Genomic DNA, 17960 nt, shown 5'->3' on the forward strand with positions numbered 1-17960 from the left:
TAACGCGACTCTGGTGCTGGATTTTGTGGACCATCAGGCAGGTCCCGTCGCCGCATGGGCCCGTGCGGCCCGCGTGGGGGACCGGCTGGAGGTTGGTGGACCCAAAGGGTCGCGGCTGATTACGGGGGATGTGGCGCACTGGCTCCTTGTGGGGGACGAGACCGCCTTGCCCGCCATTGGTCGCAGAGTGGAATCCCTGCCCGCAGGGGTTAGCGTGACCACCGTTGTAGCCGTGCCGGGTGTGGAGGACGAGCAGGTGCTGGTGACCCCCGCCCGGCATGAGGCACATTGGGTGCACCGCCCCATGGAACTGGCAGATCAGGCGCAGGCCATTGTAGCGGCTCTGGGGCAGGTTGCTATTCCGGTGGGAACATTTGTCTGGGTCGGTGCGGAGGCCCGTGTCGCCAGAGCAGTGCGCGACTATTTGCAGGATGTACGCTGCGTCCCGGCAGGCTGGATTCGGGCTGCTGGCTACTGGTCTATGGGACAGGCCGATGCCGCAGTGCGGGACGTGGAGGATGTTCAGGTGCCAAAACGGCCAGAGCCACTGGTGCGGCCCCCCGTAACGGGCTGAGCGCAGATAGGATTGGACAGCCGCAGCGTGCGGTTGCTGCGTTCTGGTTGTCTGATCTTCTCGCGATAAAGCAGGTCACGCACCGCAGGTCTATCGGCTCGTTCACGTAGATGTGTTGATTGCAACCGTGGATCAGAGTGTTTTTGATCGTCTTCTAAACTGTCTGCGCATAAGGCGGGACACTTCAAAGCCATCTGCTGACGTCGGAAAAAGTCGGACGCTTTGAATAGCTTGACTGCTCAAAGCGCCGAAGAGTTAAGCGTATATTTAAAGGGACCATTCTGGAATGGTCCCTGTCTGCACCTTTAGAGTAAATCACCGCCAAGGGCGGAGTGGGCCTTGGGCCTGTGGTTGAACATCCCCGAATGTTAAGAGGAAGACAAAGCTCTGGGAGCCCCGGTGAGGGCCGGGTAGCTGGTTTTTGTTTCTATGTGAAACTGAGCGACCAGACTTGCCAGTTCGTCAGACATGGCTGCCAGGTTGTGACTTGCTGCGGCACTCTGTTCCGCGACTGCTGCATTTTTTTGTGTCGTCTGTTCCATGTCGGTCATGGCGACATTGAGCTGGCCTATACTTTCGGCCTGTTCTTGTGCAGCGAGTGCAATATTTGAAACAAGGTCATTGATCGCCTTGACCTGATCTACAATACGCTGAAGGGACGCCCCAGTCTCACGCACCAGAGTCACGCCGCTCTGGACTTGTTTTCCAGACCTGTTGATCAGGGAGGAAATTTCTTTTCCGGCTTCGCTGGAGCGCTGCGCCAGCACACGCACTTCATGAGCGACAACGGCAAACCCGCGCCCGACTTCGCCTGCCCGTGCAGCTTCTACACTGGCATTCAGTGCAAGAATATTGGTCTGGAAAGACAGGTCATTGATAATTCCAACAATGCCCGAAATCTCATTGGAAGATTGCTCGACCTGATTGATGGCTTCGATCGTATTTTGCACGATGGCCGAAGAATGCGCAGCATCTGTCTGGGTTGTTTCAACCAGATGGTGCGCCTTTCTTGTTTCCTCGGTCGTCTGGCGTACTCTCTGCGTTATGACGGTCAGCGCTGCGGAGGTTTCTTCCAGCGTTGCAGCCTGCTGCTCTGTCCGCCGGGACAGGTCATCAGATGCCTGACGTATGCCATCGGCATTGGCCATGACATCTTTTGTGTTTGTGGAAATCTGAGCCATGGTCTGCTCAAGCTGGGCTGCCATAGTGTTGAAATTCTGCTTCAAAACGTCAACGCGTTCGGGCATGCCGCTTTCAATGCGGTAAGTCAGGTCACCCTGAGCCAGCGCCTCCAGAGCCTGACTGATGACGTTGATCACATCATGGTCTTCACGGGCGCGCAGTTCTCGTTCTGCCTGAGCGGCGGCACGCGCTTCGTCTGCTTGCTTATTAAGATATATAAAGTAATGATACATCACTACAGAAATATCGGAAAGAACTGACTTAATAAGCAGTTCAACCAGCTGATCTTTTTTACCTTGAAAGAGCGTTTTTTTCCGGATTAGGCTTTGAACCAGCCCGCTCACATAAGCAGAGTAAACCTGGCTCAAATAGTTGATGTAATCGACTTCGCCAGCCAGTCTATTGGCAATTTTTTCCTGAACTTCAAAATATTCATTACAAAAATTTCCACGACTTATAAAAGAAAATTTCTTTTCTTCTTCTGCCAGCACATCTCGTTTCATTGTATGCAGCGTCGGGTCTGCAGCCTGATAAGCACGTAGCAGAATTTTTTCAAGATCTTTATGAACGGTGTCCCAGACAACATCGCCCAGTTTCTGGTCAGCACTATTCCAGGAAGGTAAAGATTTCTTAAGATCAGTCATTGGTCAATCCTACTTAGGAAAACGTTGCATATTCAGATTTTAGCTAGTGCCAGCTCATGTCTGAAAATGTGGTGACATCCTGCATTTAACATGCTTCTGGTGCTACTGGAAATCTCTCATCGTTGCCATTTTTTGCCTGATTCTGTTTAAGTTTATCCTCTGTAATAGTTTGGTCTAAACTGTATAATTATTCAAATTTACAAATATTAATCATCTCACGGGCAGTGATTTTGTGCATTGGAGTTTGTCGAGCGCCAAGGTGCATCGGCGGATGTGCTCTGCCGCAGCGATGGCTCGACCGCAAGGGTTTGCGGCAAAGCGTGCCCGGTTTGTCAGCTTTTAGTTCTCGCAGGGAGGGAGGCAGCAGGGGAGGGGCAGGCTCTACGCCTGTCACACCGTCTGGGTTTCGTATGAAGTTTTTGTGAGCGGGGCCCAGCCCGAACAGCTCCGTCAGGTCCATGCGGGGGCGGGGTAGAGCAAGGCCCTGAACGCAGGTCCGCTCGTGTTTGAGGGCTTTACCGTTTTGCAGGATGTGTGTGCCCGAGCAAGCACACACTCCCGGCTGTTTTGTGCCTAGTTGGCGTGCAGGCCGGGCGGGAGCGTATTCCCTGCTTTTTCCCACGCATAATCCGCGCCCCAGACTTCCAGCAGTTCGTCCAGATGGGCTGCGCATAAAATGGCCAGCTTGGGCTCAAAAGCGCGTCCGGCCTCCTGTTGCAGGATTTTGCGCACGGCTTCTGGTGTCCAGGAGTGTTTGTAGTTCCGTTTGGACAGGCAGGCGTCAATCGTGTCCGCTACGGAGATGACCTGCACCCATAACGGGATGTTCTGCCCCTTGAGCCCAAGTGGGTAGCCGGTGCCGTCCCACCGTTCATGGTGGAGCAGGGCGGCATCCATCACTTCACGCGGGAAGTCGTGCTGGTACCATTGCAGCACGCCCAGCCCGAGTAGCGGGTGCTTGCGAATGACGCTTTTTTCCTCCGGGGTCAGGGCGCGCGGGGCGTGCAGGATGTCCCGCCCGGTCAGTACCTTGCCCGTGTCGTGCAGTTCTCCGGCAAGCTGGATAATGTCCGGGTTCAGCCCCAGCCCAGCCAGCTGATTGATGAGAACAGCCAGTAACCCAACGCGACGACCATGCCCGTTCTGGATATTGCTCACTCCCTGAATGAACTCTTTATGGGGGAGTGAGGGAGGGGGAAGCGTTCCGGCATCCCACATGGAGGCGATGGTGCAGTCAGGCATACATAGGTTACTCGTGGAAACTGAATGGGATTTATTTAGTTTTCTTTGGTCGATTTTATAAAAAATATAATTGGCCGTAAACTAAGAAAAAAAAATATTACCGATAAAACATGGCGTTTCTGCACTGCAATTGTTGCAATGCCAGAAAAATCCAGTTTCCATACGGAAAAAATGGCAGGTAGATGCTTTTGGTTAAGTTATTTTAAATCAAAAGGTTATGTATTGCCCTGCCGCAGGGGGCTATGCGTAATTTATGTAATCTCCCCCACATGCGAGGGAGATTACAGTACGGTTTGCTGTTTTATTTGTAATATAAGCTGGTTTTTTAGGGGCTGTTGCGCGTGGTTACAATGCGGTTGCGCCCGTTATTCTTGGCTTTGTAAAGTGCCTCATCCGCCTGATGGATCAGCAGGCGGCTGTTTGTTTCGCCCTCAAAAGAGGTCACGCCGCCAGAGAGGGTCACACTGACCTGATCATGGGAGGAGAGGGTCAACGGCTGTTCGGCCAGAGCGCGGCGAATGCGCTCCGCACTGGCCAGGCCGTCCGCCAGTGTGGTTTCGGTCAGGACGATCAGAAATTCTTCTCCGCCATAGCGGAAGATAAAGTCGTTGGCGCGTACGTTGGCGGCAATAATTTCCGCAACAAAGCATAACACCTCATCACCCACCAGATGACCAAAGCGGTCATTGATCTTTTTGAAGTGGTCAATGTCGAGAATAACAAGACTGAACGGTTTTTCGTGCGTCAGGGCAAAGGTGATCTCGTTCTGGATCACTACGTCGAGGAACCGGCGGTTGAAAACCTTGGTCAGCGGGTCACGTCCGTTTTCCACTTCCTCCAGATGGCGGAATACACGCCCGATCAGAAAGGTCAGGTTGGTCACGGCCTTGTGGAGCTCGGTGGGGAATTCGGACGGGATCACGCCGCTTGCCTTGATCTCGCGGATTTTCACATCCACCGCGCGCACCTTGTTCTGGATTTCCTGCGCCTCATGCGTGCCTTTGAACAGGCTCATGCCCTTGTGGGTCAGCCACAGGCCAAACTCGGATTCCGCAATGGTGGGCAGGTCCTGCGCGTGGTTTTTGCACAGGCAGAAAAATGCCTCCGTGCTCCAGCTGGAAAACGTGCTGATCTGTGTTTCTTTTTCGTAAGAGATATTGTGCCCGAGGGAGACCAGACGAAAAGCCTCGTCACTTTCCACTTTCTTGCGGAAGTTGATGTCATAAGCCTTGATCATGAACTTGAAGGCAAAATCCATCATGCTGTTCAGGTAGATGATGGAGGCAATAATATCGTCCTTATTCGCTGTGGTGGCGCGAATTCCTTCAATAAGTGCCTGTTTTATAATGTACATTCCATACACGACAATGTCGGTCGGAATGTCCAGTCTGGCGTGGACCGTGCCGACCCGGCACTGGAGTTCGCTCAGTTCTTCGGCCTGATCGGCCTCGGTGGAGAACAGGCTCTGGATCCATGACAGCAGTTGAGGCCGCATTTTAACCTCAACAGTTTCCTTTTCCAAAAAAATGGCGGCACGTTCGTGCTGGAACAGCGCGCTGTAGAACAGGTCTACACAATGAATCCCGTATTCCTGCACCACGCTACGCAGGATGTTGCGGACGTGGACCGGGGTTGCGTTGATTGTCTCTTTCATCTGGTTTAGCGGAGATAAGGTAATGAATGCGGGAGACATATGCTAACGGAACCCTTTGATAGAACAGTATAAAATATGACTTTCCGCGGAGTATCGAAAACGCGGGGTAACAACCATACCAGATTATGAGGGCCGGAGTATAACGCCAAGCACAACTGGAATAAAAGAGGCCATCGTGCGGTATTTATGCATGGCACAACCATTGTCTTTTTTATGGTTGTTGTGGCCGGGTCTATGCGGGGGGCGCAGTTATGGCATGGTTTTTGCGATAACACATTGAAAAAGGAGGGGAATGATTTTGTTTGATAATCATTCGCATAAAACCCTATAACCAGCCAGTACATGTAACCCAAGGAGCACTCCTGTATGCTGGTCCGTATTCCCAATGTTCTGAGCGCGGAGGATGTTGCCCGCTTCCGCCATATTCTGGAGCAGCAGAGCTGGGTGGACGGCAAGGTGACAGCGGGCGAGCAGTCGGCCAAGGCCAAATACAACCTCCAGATTCCGCAGGACAGTGACGCCGCCCGGCAACTGGGCGAGCATATTCTGCAGGCACTGGGCCGTAACCCCATCTTCCATAGCGCAGCCCTGCCGCTGCGCGTGTACCCGCCGCTGTTCAACCGCTATGATGCGGGCATGCAGTTTGACATGCACGTGGACAACGCAATCCGCCCGGTGCCGGGTACAGGGTTCCGCCTGCGTACGGATGTGTCATCCACCCTGTTCCTCAGTGACCCGGACGAGTACGATGGCGGCGAACTGGTTATTCAGGACACGTATGGCCAGCAGAGCGTCAAGCTCCCGGCGGGGGACATGGTGGTGTACCCTTCCACCAGCCTGCACGCGGTCAGCCCGGTTACGCGGGGGAGCCGCTGGGCGTCCTTTTTCTGGACACAGTCCATGATCCGGGAGGACACGCAGCGCGCCCTGCTCTACCAGTTCGACCAATCGATTATGGAAACGCGCAAAGCCCTGCCTGATGACCACCCCGCTGTGCTGGGGCTGACCGCAACCTACCATAATCTCCTGCGTCAGTGGGCCGAGCTGTAAGGGCGCAGCTACTCTACCCCGCCGCCTAGCGGTCAGTTGGCCCCATGGCTTCTGCCGTATGGTGCGGGGGCAGCAGGGGACGAATACGGTGGTAGGCATCGGCCTCCGTTTCGTCCGGGGCTATGCCAAGCCAGTGGGGATTGCGCCGGATCATCCAGTCCAGCATATGCGCACAGGCCTTGCGGCACAGGGCAAAGTCCTCTGCCAGCAGGGCAATGCCCAGCGGGAGCATCCATAACCCCAGAATAGGCAGGAAGGAGAACAGCCCCCCCGCAATCAGCAGCATGCCAGCGGGCAGGCGCAGCCATTTCTGTTGTGGTTCACGCAGCCAGAACAGCCACCCGCGTGTTTTGCCCGGAAGCTGGACAAGCAGGAGCGCCATGCGGCGCTGGCGCAGATGTTCGGGAAGGAGGCCCTGCTCCGGAGCGGATGTGTGTGCGCTGGTCATGCGTAAAATATGGGGTGCGGGGGGCATTTTGCAAAGATTATGGCCCATCCGCACCCCGTTTTATGCACGCTATGGTCTGTTTTTGGCCGGTGTGGTCGGGCGCAGGGTCTGGAGTGAGGGGCCGCTGGCAATCAGCTGCATGTCCGCCGTAGGGTCTGGCAGGGTCAGGGCCCGCAGTTCTTCCAAGCCCTGGTGGAACAGGCGCACGGCTATGTAGGGGCCATGCGCTGTGCGCCATAGCTCAAAGGCCAGCGTTGTGTTGGGGGCGGTGGGGTCTGGCTGGTCGGTAAAGGCCCAGTCCAGCCCGTACAGTGTGGCCAGCGCGTCCAGATTGGTATCATGGCCCGAAAGAACAAGCAGGCGCGCCTGCGCCGTGGAGGCGGGCAGGCCCGGTGCTGCTTTGCCAGCAAGGGTGTTTTGGACGGCCTGTGCCATGGCGGCACCTTTGTGAGCTGCCAGTGTAGGCAGGCGGCGGATCAGCCAGCTTTCCTGCGTATGGAGGGGGAAAACCTGCCAGATCAGGGGTGCGGGGGCTGTTTGGCCAAAAGGTTCGGCCTGTGCGGGCATGCCCTGCGCGTATTCCAGGAGCAGGTTTTCCGCCGCAGTGCCGCCTGTGGCAATGCCGCCTTCAAGGTGAGGTTTGTCTTTTTTCCACGCCAGCGTGGCAACATTGGCGCTCAGGCAATGGGGGGTGTCTGTGGTGCAGGCGCTGGGGGCCAGCACGCCTTGCAGCGTGTTCAGCGCTTGCGTGACTGTGGGGGGCAGGGTGTGGGCGCGCTGCGCGAACTCATGCGCAATGGCGCTTTGCTCCTGCACACTCAGGGGGGTGGAAGAACCCGCAAAAATCGGGTCTTCCTGCCCGTCGGCCAGAGCGTGGGCATGCAACCCGCAGCCGGGGGCCAGATGCTCGGCCCACAGGCTTCCGCTTTCCCGCGTGCGGTGGTCCTTGGCGTCGGACCATATGGCAAGGCTGTCTGGCTGGGGGCAGCCGGTTTGGGGTAGCAGGCCCGCATGCGTGTAGTGCGCGCGCACCATGCTGACCATCTGGGCCAGTGCCTGTTTGCCGTGCTTGGTCAGTTCTCCCGGCGGCACGGGCCATTGCGCCCATGCATGGCCGGTCTGGGTTTGCAGAACCTGCGGGTCTTTGGTGGGGCTACGAATACCGTGGCGGGCCAGCAGGACCACCCGCTCCAGTACTGCCCCGCCGGGGGGAGGGGTAGGTGGTGTGGTGGTTGCGGCGGTGGAGGGTGCCAGCGTTGGTGTGGCGGGGGCAGCAGGCGCTGCAAGGGCGGGTGTTGCCACAAGCAGGGTGCAGAACAGGGCAAGATGTCTCATGGCATGGTCACCGCAAGGTTGAAGAAGACGCTGCGTCCGGGGTTGCGCCAGTAAAGGGGGGTGCCATCGTAATTCTGGTTCCCCGCAAAGTTGCTGACAGAACGGTTGTTGAACAGATTGCCAATTTTAAGGCTTGGCGTAATCTCGCGGAAAACGCTGCCAATATTATGGATGCGCCAGCCCATGGCAAGGTCGGCGGTTGTGTTGGAGCCAATTTTGTACTGGTTGGCAAACTGCGTGTTGCCAGCGGAGTTGGTGGTGCTGTCCAGCCCCCAGTGTTTGCCAACATATTTGCCGATAATGGAAAAATACGCGCCTTTTTCGTTTTCATACAGCAGACCAAAGGAGGCCAGCATGTTGGGGCTGGAGGCAACGCTGACCTGTGTATGTTTGTATTTGGCGCTGTTTACGCTGTAATTGCCGTAAAGGGACAGGCCATAGCCGATTACATATTGCGCCTCTACCTCCAGCCCCTTGTAAATGGCGCCTCCACTGTTGACGTATGTGGTGGTGTTGCCAACGCTGGGCACGTTAATTTGTGCAGCGGCAATGTAGTTTGAAAAATTGATGTAATAGGCATCCGCCGCCAGCATCCACTTTTTGTCCCGGTAAACGGAGCCGACCTGGTAGTTCATGGTTGTCTCTGGTTTGACATTGCCAACATTGCCGACCTGAAAAACGGAAATGGGTGGGGCCAGAAAGCCACGGGCAACCTGACCATAAACACTCCATTGCGAGAGAATGCGCTGGTTAATGGCAATGGAGGGCTGCCATGATTCAAAGGTCTGTGTGGCATCAAGCGGTTTTTTGGTGGATTTGTTCAGTGCCGCGTCATAATCGCGGTGGAAGTAAGAGTATTTGATGCCGGGCTTTATGGTCATGCCGCGCATGGGGTGTATGTCCAGCTCAAGGAAGGGCTGGAGCGTGGTGTTTGTATCGGTAATATTATAGCTGTAGGCGCTGCCCGTCTTGCCCGGAACAGGTATGCTGCCTTTGGAAAGGTCAACCGCGTAGCTCACACGTCTGTCCTTTTGCACATCCGCCCAGACGCCAAGTTGCACATCCACGTAATGGGTTTTGGCTGTCAGGTTAAGTGTATCCCCATAATTGCGGAAGTGAGCATCTGCGTATTTACCGGGAATGTCGTCGGCGTATTTGGCCACTTTTTTGCCTGCGGCGTTGTAAAAGGTCACACCGTTGGCGGCGAGCGATGTCTCGCTGGCATCAGTGGATTCCGTGTATTCATGCTCAAATCCAGTGGTGTACACGGAGTTTTGCAGGCTAAGCCAGTCATTCAGCCGGGTCTTGAGCGCAATGTAGCTGAAGTCGGATGTGTAGGTGCTGGGGTTGTAGCCGTAATAGCACTGCCTGCTCGGGTCATTGCACAGGCCGTAGTTTTTCCCGCTTCTGTCGTATTCGGCCAGTGTGGCACCCTGCGTGGTGTACTGCCACTCCTTGTTATAGGTTGTCTGGATTGTCAGTTGCGTGTCCGGGGCGAGCTGTATTTCGTCCTTGAACATGATGTTGGAGCGTTTTTCGTAGGAGTTGGTCAGGTAGCCGTCCGTTTCCTCGTGCTGCATGTCTAGCACGGCTTTGCCAAAACGGGTTTTACCGCTGTCCAGCTCCAGCCCGCCTGCACGGGTGTTAAAGCTGCCATAGGTGCCATAAAGCTGCACCCCCGCGCGGGAGGGCGGTGTTTTGGAGCGAAAACCCACCGTGCCGCCAAAGGTCGCATTGCCAATGGTGGAGGCCGTGCCGGGGCCACGGTCGATCTGTGCTTCGCCCAGAAAGTGCGAGATAAACAAAGAGGATGTCGTATGGTGCAGGTCCGATGAATCCCCAAAGGGAATGCCATCGTACGTCATGTTGTACTGCCCGTCCTGAAAACCGCGCAGGCTCATGGTTTCTGCCTTGCCCATGCCCGGCCCGTTGGGGTTCTGGGTCCATATGCTGGGCTGGAACTTGATAATATCATCCACGCTGGCCAGCGGGATGATGTTGTTGTTGATGAAGTTGCTTTGAATGCGCGACGTCGGCTCCGTAATGTCGAGCGGCACCACTGCGGGGGACAACCGCATGGCGCGACCCAGAACCGTTATATGTTCATTTGTGTTCACTTCTTTTTTTAAAGACGTTGTGTGGGTCTTAGCTTTTGTGGGTGCTGTTGGGGTTTTGCGCAGGATCAGCATGTTCTTCTGTCGTCCGTCCACGCTCAGCCCGGTGCCCTGTAACAGGTGCCCCAGCGCAACATCTGGCTCCATTGTGCCGTAAACCGGGGCAGAGGTGGCCTGAGCGGCCAGAGAACTGTCCAGCGCCACCTGCTGCGCGGACTGGCGGCTGAAGGTGACAACCGTCTGGTTCAGTGGCCCTGCGGGAATGGCAAAATGCATGGGTGCTGCCAGCGCATGGGAGGCGGACAGAACGGATACGCCACAAAGGCCAAGGGTAAGGGAGGAAAGGCGGAAGGAAAAAGACTGCACGGTAGTTGCCCTGCTTGTGACGAACATACCGTTAAGAGTCAAAACTTCTGTATTTTCCGCTGTTTTTTTTGTTACACAAATAAGACAGGTGGAACTTTTGTAATGTAGGGTAAAGCCCCTAGTACAAACTCAGGGTTTGCGGAGTTTCCGCCAGTCTGGCCCCCAGTATGGTGCGGGCCGTTGCGGCAAACTCCTCTGGCCGGGTCAGGGTGAACACGCCAGTCAGGCGGTGGCTGGCCAGCGCGGGGGACACATGGACCTGCCGTTGGTTGTAACGGTTGAAGGTGCTGGCAATGCTGGCCATGCTCTCATCATGGACTTCCAGTTGTCCCAGGCTCCATGCGTTCTGGCGTCCAGTTCCTCGGGCATCAGGCTTCGCATTTCGGGGGCTTGGGTGCCGTTCTGGGTAATCTGTGCGCCAGCACGTAGGGTCCACCACTCATCTGTGTGGTGCAGGCGCAGCCGCACGGTGCCAGATACCGCCGTAGCCACAACCTGCGAGGGGGTGCAGGACAGAAGCAGGCGGCCCTGAGGTGCAAAAATAAGCTCGCCCGCCTTCATGATCATCCCGGTCCGGCCCATAACGCAGCAGCGCCCGCTGACCAGCCGGCTGCTCTCCAGCCCCATTTTAAGCTTGGAGTAACAATCGAGCGTAATGGTGCCAAATGCGGTGCTGAGCGGGGCGGACAGTGCATTGGCCGTGGTATAAAGACTGTTGGCCTTGCCTTGGCGCTTGGGCACAGCCAGTAGTGCACAGTGGCGGCAGCCGCCGCAAAAAAACGGCGGCGTGGCAGTGCAGGCAGGGTGGCCGGGTGGGCAACGGCAGGAGCTGTGGGGCCTTGCAGGGCTGCCAGTCTGCCGCTTGCATGCCATATGGCCTTTGCACGCAGGAAGGCTCCCTTGTGTCGTACATCCTGCTCCAGCCAATGCTGTAGTGCCTGCTGTTCGCCTGCGGATAGGGGGCCTTTGTCCAGTCTGGCCGTCCATCCTGCCGCCGCCTCGTCAGGGCTGGCGTTTGCGAGAGTGGGCGAGACGCGGGCGTCTCTCCTCATCAACGGTCATCTCCCTGTCTGAGTCAGAATAGGCGTTGGAGAGAAAAACAAGTGCACGAGCAAGCTGTTTTTCTACAACGTTTTCAGAAATATTCAATTGTGCGGCGCATTCCTTCTGGCTCAGCCCGCGGGCCCTGCGCAGAATAAAAATATCCCTGCACCGGCTGGCAGTCTGGCTATTGTTTTTTCCAGAAAGCGCATTTCCTGCCGGGCATGCACCACCCGCTCGACCGAGGGGGTGGCATCGGCCACACTGTCGGCCTGCATAAGTGCCAGACTGGTCACGGGTACCACGCGGGCGCGCCGGTAGTGCTGCATGACAAGGTTGCGGCAGACGGAGGCAAAATAGGCGCGTGGGTTGGCAACTGCGGCATAGTCTGCCTGCGCCATGACCACATAGGCCTCGTGGATAATGTCGTCCGCCTCAATATCGCCGTAACGGCGCAGCCATGTGCGGATATGGCCTTCGTGCGGGAGAATATGGGTGGCCAGCCAGATGCTGCATGCCTCTGTGTTGTCTAACACGTGAACCCCTCTGCCCCGCCAGTGTGGGTGATGGGCAGGCATGTAGCAACTGCATGCCTGCACAGTGTGACAGTTGCATGACAATGGGCAGGGCAAGTGCTCACCCGGTATGGCTCAGCCCAGCTTGGCACGGGGGAGAGGATGCCCATGCGCTGTGCCGGGCTTTCATACCATCTGTACACATTATCCACAGGCTTATGCACCGGAGCATCCGCAGAATCTGTGGACGAATCTGACGTAAAGAGAATTTTTGCGCGGGCGCGCAGAATGTGCAGAGCCGCTTTGGCGGGTGGTGAGTATTTGCCTGTTTTTAAAACATGGCTGTGTTGCGTGGTGCGGAGGGCATTGAGGAGTTGCCTGACCTACACAGCAGACATCGCAAAAATAATAAATTTTTTAATACGTTATGTTCCGCCACTTCTCACCTTGAGAAACGGATTTTACTAACCAGATATTGAGGTTGAATACCTATTGTTTGAGCGTTCAACATTTTCGGTCAGGATTGTTTTCATGCGTTTCAAGGCATCTATGGCGGCATTGGCTGCCCTTATGGTCAGCACCACCGCAGCACACGCGGGCGTTATTCATACGGACTGGGAGAAGTTCAAGGCCGGTCGTGCGCTGCACCACCTGTCGGTTGATGGGCAGAAGGCCATGCAGGACGTGCTGGTTGCGCGTGACCTGCTGGCACAGGGCAAAACGGATGCAGCCATCCCAGCAATTTATGATGCGCAGAAGCGGTTTGTTGCGGCGCAAAAAGATAATCGGCGGTTTTATGCGGCGGAAGACCAGTTGCAGCTTTCCCCCAAGCACCCGGTCTCGGCTACGCACAAGCCTGCTACAGGTGCCATTACGTGGATTCCCGTTGGTGGCGAGTTCATTTTGACCGAAACACTGGCCCCCGACAAAAAAGCAGCAGCCCAGCAGGCCAATAAGGCGCTCAAGGCCGGGCAGAACACGCAGGCCCAGCAGGACCTGCAGGTTGTGGGGGAAGATGCGGACTTTATTATTGCCCTCGCCCCGCTGGAGCAGACCAAAAGCACCCTGTACCGCGCCCGCGTGCTGACCGAAGGCCGGCAGGCCGCTCAGGCGAAGGAAGCACTGGACCAGTTGCTGGATAGCATTGTGTTTGTGTCGGACGACTTTGTAGACCAGTCCACCAATGCCAGCGCTGCGGGTAAAGGTAAGGCCGTAGCTCAGGGAGCAGCCACCGCTACGACTGCTACTACCCCGGCACCGGCAGCACCAGTCAGCAGTGCAACAGCGCCTGTAACGGCAGCACCGGCAGCCGCTGGCAGCGATTCTGCCAAAGCGGGTGCGCAGTAAAAAAGCAAGCCAAAGCAACGGTTTGTGTAAAATAAGTGGGGGGCTGCGTAAAAAAATACGCAGCCCTCTGTTTTTTTGCTTGCGCTTTAATGAGAATCGTTCTTATTATCAACTTGTCGCGGTGATGAAGGCGTTTCTGCTGGTGGGGCAAGGGGCATCACCGCGACAATCTGTGGTTGTCGTGACTACCGTTAAAAAACTATCCCCCCGAACTTCCGGACTGTTTTGCATCCCCGGTCAGTCCGGAAGATCTCTTTCTCTCCTCCCCCTTGCCCCGCCAGCCTAAACCCGCCTTGTGCGGGTTTTTTATTGTGTTGCCATTGTGCTTGCCCAGACACGCAAAAAAGCTCCGATTGTGCGGTTTGACTGCCGGAAAATGGATGTTATTGCGAGTTATTATCATTTACAGGGTGTTTCAGATTTGATACAGGTCAAACGACTTTTGGCCTCAACCCCTCAGAGATCTTTAGGTGGTCGGTCGTTAACACCATGAAAGATCATAAGAATGTCAGTGCATCGCAGTCTTCATTCTCTTTCCATTGCGGGAACTCTCTTCCTTGCCGCGCAGGCCAACGCTGCCGATACGGGCAAGGTTGATGATGTCCGGCAGAAGAAAGACCAGCATAATCAGAAGTCCACATCCACGCAGCACGCTCAGGGTGATGGTATAGAAAGTCAGGAGGCTGAACGCCTGACGGTAACCGGACGTGCCTTTAATACCATGCACCAGAGTCTGGGCCTGTCACGTATGCCGCAGGACGTCATGCATACGCCGCAGACAATCAACGTGGTTCCGCAAGAACTCATGCGGCAGCAGAATGTCAAATCTCTGGACGAGGCCCTGCGGGATGTGCCGGGTGTGACATCATCCATTGGCGAAGGCGCTGGTGGTATGAACGGGGACCAGTTCCTGATCCGTGGCTTTCAGGCCCAGAATGATATTTATGAAGACGGTTTGAGAGACTTTGGTGTCTATTCCCGCGATTCATTTAATATGGAGACTGTCTCCGTTATCAAAGGTCCATCTTCGGAGGTGTTTGGTAACGGCACAACGGGTGGTGCCATTAACATGGTGACCAAAGCCCCAACACTGACCAACCATTATGCAGCGGAATTCTCTGGTGGGTCGGGTAGTTATTACCGTGGCACATTTGACGTGAACCAGAAGCTGAATGACTCAACCGCCTTCCGCATTACCGGGATGGGGGATGAGCATAACGTTGTTGGCCGGAACTATATTTTTTCTCATCGTTGGGGTGTTGCTCCGTCCATTACATTTGGTCTGGGCAAGCGGGCAACGCTGGTTTTGCAATACATGCACCAGCAGGAAAATTCAGTGCCCGACTTTGGGGTGCCAGTGGTGACCAAACCGGGGGCGGCCTATGGCCAGCCAATTACCGAATATGGTATCCGGCGCACGAATTTTTATGGCACGGATAGCGACCAGAACGCCACCAGCGACAATATGGAAACCGCACGCTTTACCTATAAGCTGAACGACCATATTACGTTTTATGATGATCTGCGTGGGGGACAATACTACCGCACATTTGCCGCGTCCAAGGCAACGTGTGACACAACCTGCGTGAACAATTACTTTAATGGTGACCCCGCTGCCGCGTTGGTGGCCCGGTCTGGCCCCAATGGTGCAGGTAACGGGCTAGGTGCTGGCACCTATCAGGCTCCCTTGCCTTATGAGCAGCAGAGCTGGTCGGTCCAGAATGTTGCGTCCATGGTTGCAAATTTCAAAACCGGTTTTCTCAGGCATCAGGTTGTTGCAGGGATTGATATTGAGCGCGTCAATGACGAGCGCAAGCAGTCCACTTACCTGAACGCCAAGCCCTATGCCAGCCTGGTAAACCCCAACCCTTATGTGGGCAACCTCAACCTTGTCTCGGGTGATTCCAATCCGGCAGGTCTGGTTAATCTGGGTGGTATTGGTGCAAAATCTGGCAGTAACGGCTATGGTTTTGATACCGGCCTGTTCCTGTTCGACCAGATATGGTTTACAAAATGGCTGTCGGTCAAGGGTGGTTTCCGCTGGGATCGCTGGCAGACTACCTACAATGTCACCGGTGGGGATGTCTCCAAATATCCTGACAAGCACTTCCACGATGTCAGCGGGGTGTTTAACCCGAATGTCAGTCTTGTCATCACGCCGGATGAACACCAGACCTACTACTTTACATGGGCCAGTTCCACGACCCCGATGGGCATGTATGTGACCAACGGTTCTGTTCCGATCCGTCCGGGAACCAACTCTTTTGCCAGCCCTGAAACAGCACAGCTTTACGAAATTGGTGCAAAATACAGCATCCTCCATGACCGGATGGGGCTGACTGCATCCCTGTTCCGGCTTGATAAAGGGAACGCGCTGAATGCGGACCCCGTGACCGGAACCCTTGAGGCTCATCCGACAAACAGCGTAATCAGGGGCTGGAACTGTCTGTTGGTGGGGTCATCCTGCCCGGCTGGAATGTTTCTGCCACATATGCCCTGTACGATAGCAGCACGACGGCATCTTCAACCGCCAAAAACATTGGCAAGAACGTGCAGTACGTCCCGCATAATCAGGCCACGTTATGGACGGCTTACAATGCGTTTGCATCCAAGCCCTATAATATCATGCTTGGTGGTGGTGTAACGTGGCGTCAGCATGTCTGGCTGGATGCGGGAAATACGCTGCGTGCTCCTGCCAATCTTGACTTTAGCGCCGTGATTTCCCACCGCTTTAACGAGCATTGGAAAATTTCCATGAACGGCTACAATCTGGCCAATCGCCTTAATTACCAGAGCCTTTTCTCCAACCGTGCTACGCCATCGACCGGGCGGATGTTCATAGGTGAACTGAGCTTTGTTTACTAAGCAGGCAGAACACCTTGCCTTGAGGGTTGGCGTTGGTAGCGCGGGTTTATTCTAGCGTTCCGGCACAGCCCTGTAGGGTACAACCCCGCGGGCATTGCTGCCTGTGTCCAATACCCTGCCAGAAACGGGGAGCGAGCGGTGGCTGCACTGCTCGCGCCCGCAGGCCCGGCACCCCGGCCCAATAGGCACCACCAGCGTGTGGTCCTGTAGGTCCAGCCCTGCGGCGTAAACGGTTTTTGCTGCATCCTGTATGGTGCAGCCCAGCACCATGGCAATCTGGCGGGGGCGGTCGGCGTAGTTCAGCCCCTCGCGCCCTACGGTGCGTGCAACATTGAGGTAGATGGAATCATCCGTGGTCTGCGAAAGCTGGACCTGTATCTGCCCCGGCGTTGCAAAGGCGCGGAAGACGTTCCACAACGGGCAGGGGCCGCCAAACCGGGATTGGGAAAAACGGTTGGCCGAAAAACTTTTAAGAATATTCCCGGCAATATCCAGTTTGAGAAAATAGAAGGGAATACCCTCAGCACCAAAGCGCTGCATGGTGCTCAGCCGGTGGCAGACCTGCTCAAAGCTTACGCCAAAGTGGCGGCGCAGGTCGTCCACATCATAGCGCATGCTCTGGGCGTGCTGTAAAAACCGCGTATAGGGCAGGATGAGCGCACCAGCAAAATAGTTGCCAAGGTATACACGGGCGAGTTCCTGCGCATTGCGTTCCTTTGGCCCTTCGCGGCGCAGAATGTCGGTCATCAGGCGGTTGTGTTCCAACTGGCCGATAATCTGGGCCAGAAAAAACAGCGTGCTCTCTGGCGGCTGGTCATGGGGGAGCTGTATCTGGTGTTTGTGCCGGTCAATGCGCCATACCAGACCACGGGTGTGCATATCCGTGCTGTGGGTTATGCTCAGGCCGTGCCGTTCCTGTAAGTGGCGTACAAGGGCTGTGCTGAGTGGCTGTGTGTCCTGAATGATGGTTTCGTAAAAATCCTCTGCAGCACAGTCCAGTTCATGAAAATAATTGTGATGTTCCTGCACCCAGTTGCCAACACTCTCGTAAGGCTCCAGCGGGGGTGGGCTGCTGGCCGAAGGTGCATGCTCGCGCCGCTCCTGGTCAAAGGTATAGGCGCGGTAGAGGGTTAAAAACGCCTCGCACAGTTCTGGGCTCTGGCGTGCGGACTCCACCATTTTTGCCAGTGGCAGGGGCGCGTTTTTAAAAATCGGGTCGGCCATGGTCTCGCGCAGGGCCTGCACGGCATGGGCTTCTCGCGTGTCGGCAAACCATGCGGGGTTCAGGGCAAAGCGTTCGCACAGGGTTTGCAGCAGGTGGTCGGGCAGGGGGCGGTGGTTGCGCTCCAGTTGGTTAAGGTAGCTGAGCGAGACGCCAATGCACTCCGCGAGGGCGGCCTGTGTCATGCTTTCACGCTGGCGGAGCTGGCGCAGCCTGTTCCCGGCAAACAGCTTGGTTTTTGTTCTGGGCATGCACACCAACCTTCACAGACTTTGCAAGCGGCGCGAATTCCTTCGCTTCTTTTTACTCTTATTCCTCTGCTTCTTTACGCGACAGTCTGCAACTGTTTCCCCAGATCACA

General features: G+C 55.7%; 13 protein-coding genes and 3 pseudogenes. 4 read left to right on the top strand and 12 right to left on the bottom strand.

The features are described from left to right. Positions 1-574: siderophore-interacting protein (locus JCM25146_RS10280; protein WP_025827780.1), on the top strand; the 574-nt coding region annotated here is incomplete at its 5' end. A 368-nt stretch (positions 575-942) separates the two neighbouring features. Here JCM25146_RS10280 and JCM25146_RS10285 read toward each other — a convergent pair. The 3 genes from JCM25146_RS10285 to JCM25146_RS10295 form a co-directional block, all read right to left on the bottom strand. Continuing rightward, positions 943-2400, bottom strand: coding sequence for a methyl-accepting chemotaxis protein (locus JCM25146_RS10285; RefSeq protein WP_025827782.1), 1458 nt, complete (start codon positions 2398-2400; stop codon positions 943-945). Positions 2401-2973: 573 nt separating this feature from the next. Further along, positions 2974-3642 (bottom strand): HD-GYP domain-containing protein, encoded by a 669-nt coding sequence (locus JCM25146_RS18715; protein WP_025827784.1) that lies wholly within the window; start codon positions 3640-3642, stop codon positions 2974-2976. A 325-nt stretch (positions 3643-3967) separates the two neighbouring features. After that, positions 3968-5335 (bottom strand): GGDEF domain-containing protein, encoded by a 1368-nt coding sequence (locus JCM25146_RS10295; protein ID WP_081774823.1) that lies wholly within the window; start codon positions 5333-5335, stop codon positions 3968-3970. 327 nt (positions 5336-5662) lie between these two features. On the opposite strand from JCM25146_RS10295, the gene JCM25146_RS10305 reads away from it, so the two are divergent. After that, positions 5663-6346, top strand: coding sequence for a Fe2+-dependent dioxygenase (locus JCM25146_RS10305; protein WP_025827788.1), 684 nt, complete (start codon positions 5663-5665; stop codon positions 6344-6346). Between the two features lie 25 nt (positions 6347-6371). Here JCM25146_RS10305 and JCM25146_RS20810 read toward each other — a convergent pair whose 3' ends face one another. From JCM25146_RS20810 to JCM25146_RS23860, 8 genes and pseudogenes are all read right to left on the bottom strand, one after another. Continuing rightward, the gene (locus tag JCM25146_RS20810; RefSeq protein WP_025827790.1) at positions 6372-6842 is read right to left on the bottom strand and encodes a hypothetical protein; all 471 of its coding nucleotides are present in this window, start codon (positions 6840-6842) and stop codon (positions 6372-6374) included. A 21-nt stretch (positions 6843-6863) separates the two neighbouring features. Then, positions 6864-8129: a histidine-type phosphatase gene (locus tag JCM25146_RS18725; RefSeq protein WP_025827793.1), complete on the bottom strand. Its 1266-nt coding sequence runs from the start codon at positions 8127-8129 to the stop codon at positions 6864-6866. Continuing rightward, the gene (locus JCM25146_RS10320) at positions 8126-10609 is read right to left on the bottom strand and encodes a TonB-dependent receptor (RefSeq protein WP_242401052.1); all 2484 of its coding nucleotides are present in this window, start codon (positions 10607-10609) and stop codon (positions 8126-8128) included. Before JCM25146_RS10320 ends, JCM25146_RS18725 begins: the two co-directional genes overlap by 4 nt. A 118-nt stretch (positions 10610-10727) precedes the next feature. Next, on the bottom strand, positions 10728-10862 hold the full coding sequence (locus tag JCM25146_RS24560; RefSeq protein WP_277909580.1) for a hypothetical protein: 135 nt from the start codon (positions 10860-10862) through the stop codon (positions 10728-10730). Continuing rightward, positions 10832-11350, bottom strand: a complete 519-nt coding sequence (locus JCM25146_RS18730; RefSeq protein ID WP_035372401.1) for a hypothetical protein — start codon at positions 11348-11350, stop codon at positions 10832-10834. The genes JCM25146_RS24560 and JCM25146_RS18730 overlap by 31 nt, the downstream gene beginning before the upstream one ends. A 146-nt stretch (positions 11351-11496) precedes the next feature. Continuing rightward, positions 11497-11661, bottom strand: a pseudogene (locus JCM25146_RS24920) (FecR/PupR family sigma factor regulator); the annotation flags it as partial. Then, on the bottom strand, positions 11612-11812 hold the full coding sequence (locus JCM25146_RS24925) for a sigma factor-like helix-turn-helix DNA-binding protein (RefSeq protein ID WP_369347408.1): 201 nt from the start codon (positions 11810-11812) through the stop codon (positions 11612-11614). The pseudogene JCM25146_RS24920 and the gene JCM25146_RS24925, both read right to left, overlap by 50 nt. After that, positions 11782-12186, bottom strand: coding sequence for an RNA polymerase sigma factor (locus tag JCM25146_RS23860; RefSeq protein WP_242401053.1), 405 nt, complete (start codon positions 12184-12186; stop codon positions 11782-11784). Before JCM25146_RS23860 ends, JCM25146_RS24925 begins: the two co-directional genes overlap by 31 nt. A 510-nt stretch (positions 12187-12696) precedes the next feature. Between JCM25146_RS23860 and JCM25146_RS10340 the strand changes: the two are divergent. Both JCM25146_RS10340 and JCM25146_RS25155 read left to right on the top strand, forming a co-directional pair. Continuing rightward, a pseudogene (locus tag JCM25146_RS10340) lies at positions 12697-13341 on the top strand (YfdX family protein); the annotation flags it as partial. A gap of 676 nt (positions 13342-14017) precedes the next feature. Next, positions 14018-16377 (top strand): annotated as a pseudogene (locus JCM25146_RS25155) (TonB-dependent receptor). Between the two features lie 51 nt (positions 16378-16428). On the opposite strand, the gene JCM25146_RS10350 reads toward JCM25146_RS25155, so the two are convergent. Beyond that, a complete protein-coding gene (locus tag JCM25146_RS10350) occupies positions 16429-17850 on the bottom strand; it encodes a helix-turn-helix domain-containing protein (protein WP_025827800.1) in 1422 nt (473 codons plus the stop codon). Positions 17851-17960: the final 110 nt, after the last annotated feature.

The organism is Acetobacter okinawensis JCM 25146, assembly GCF_000613865.1.
Classification (GTDB): Bacteria; Pseudomonadota; Alphaproteobacteria; order Acetobacterales; family Acetobacteraceae; genus Acetobacter; species Acetobacter okinawensis.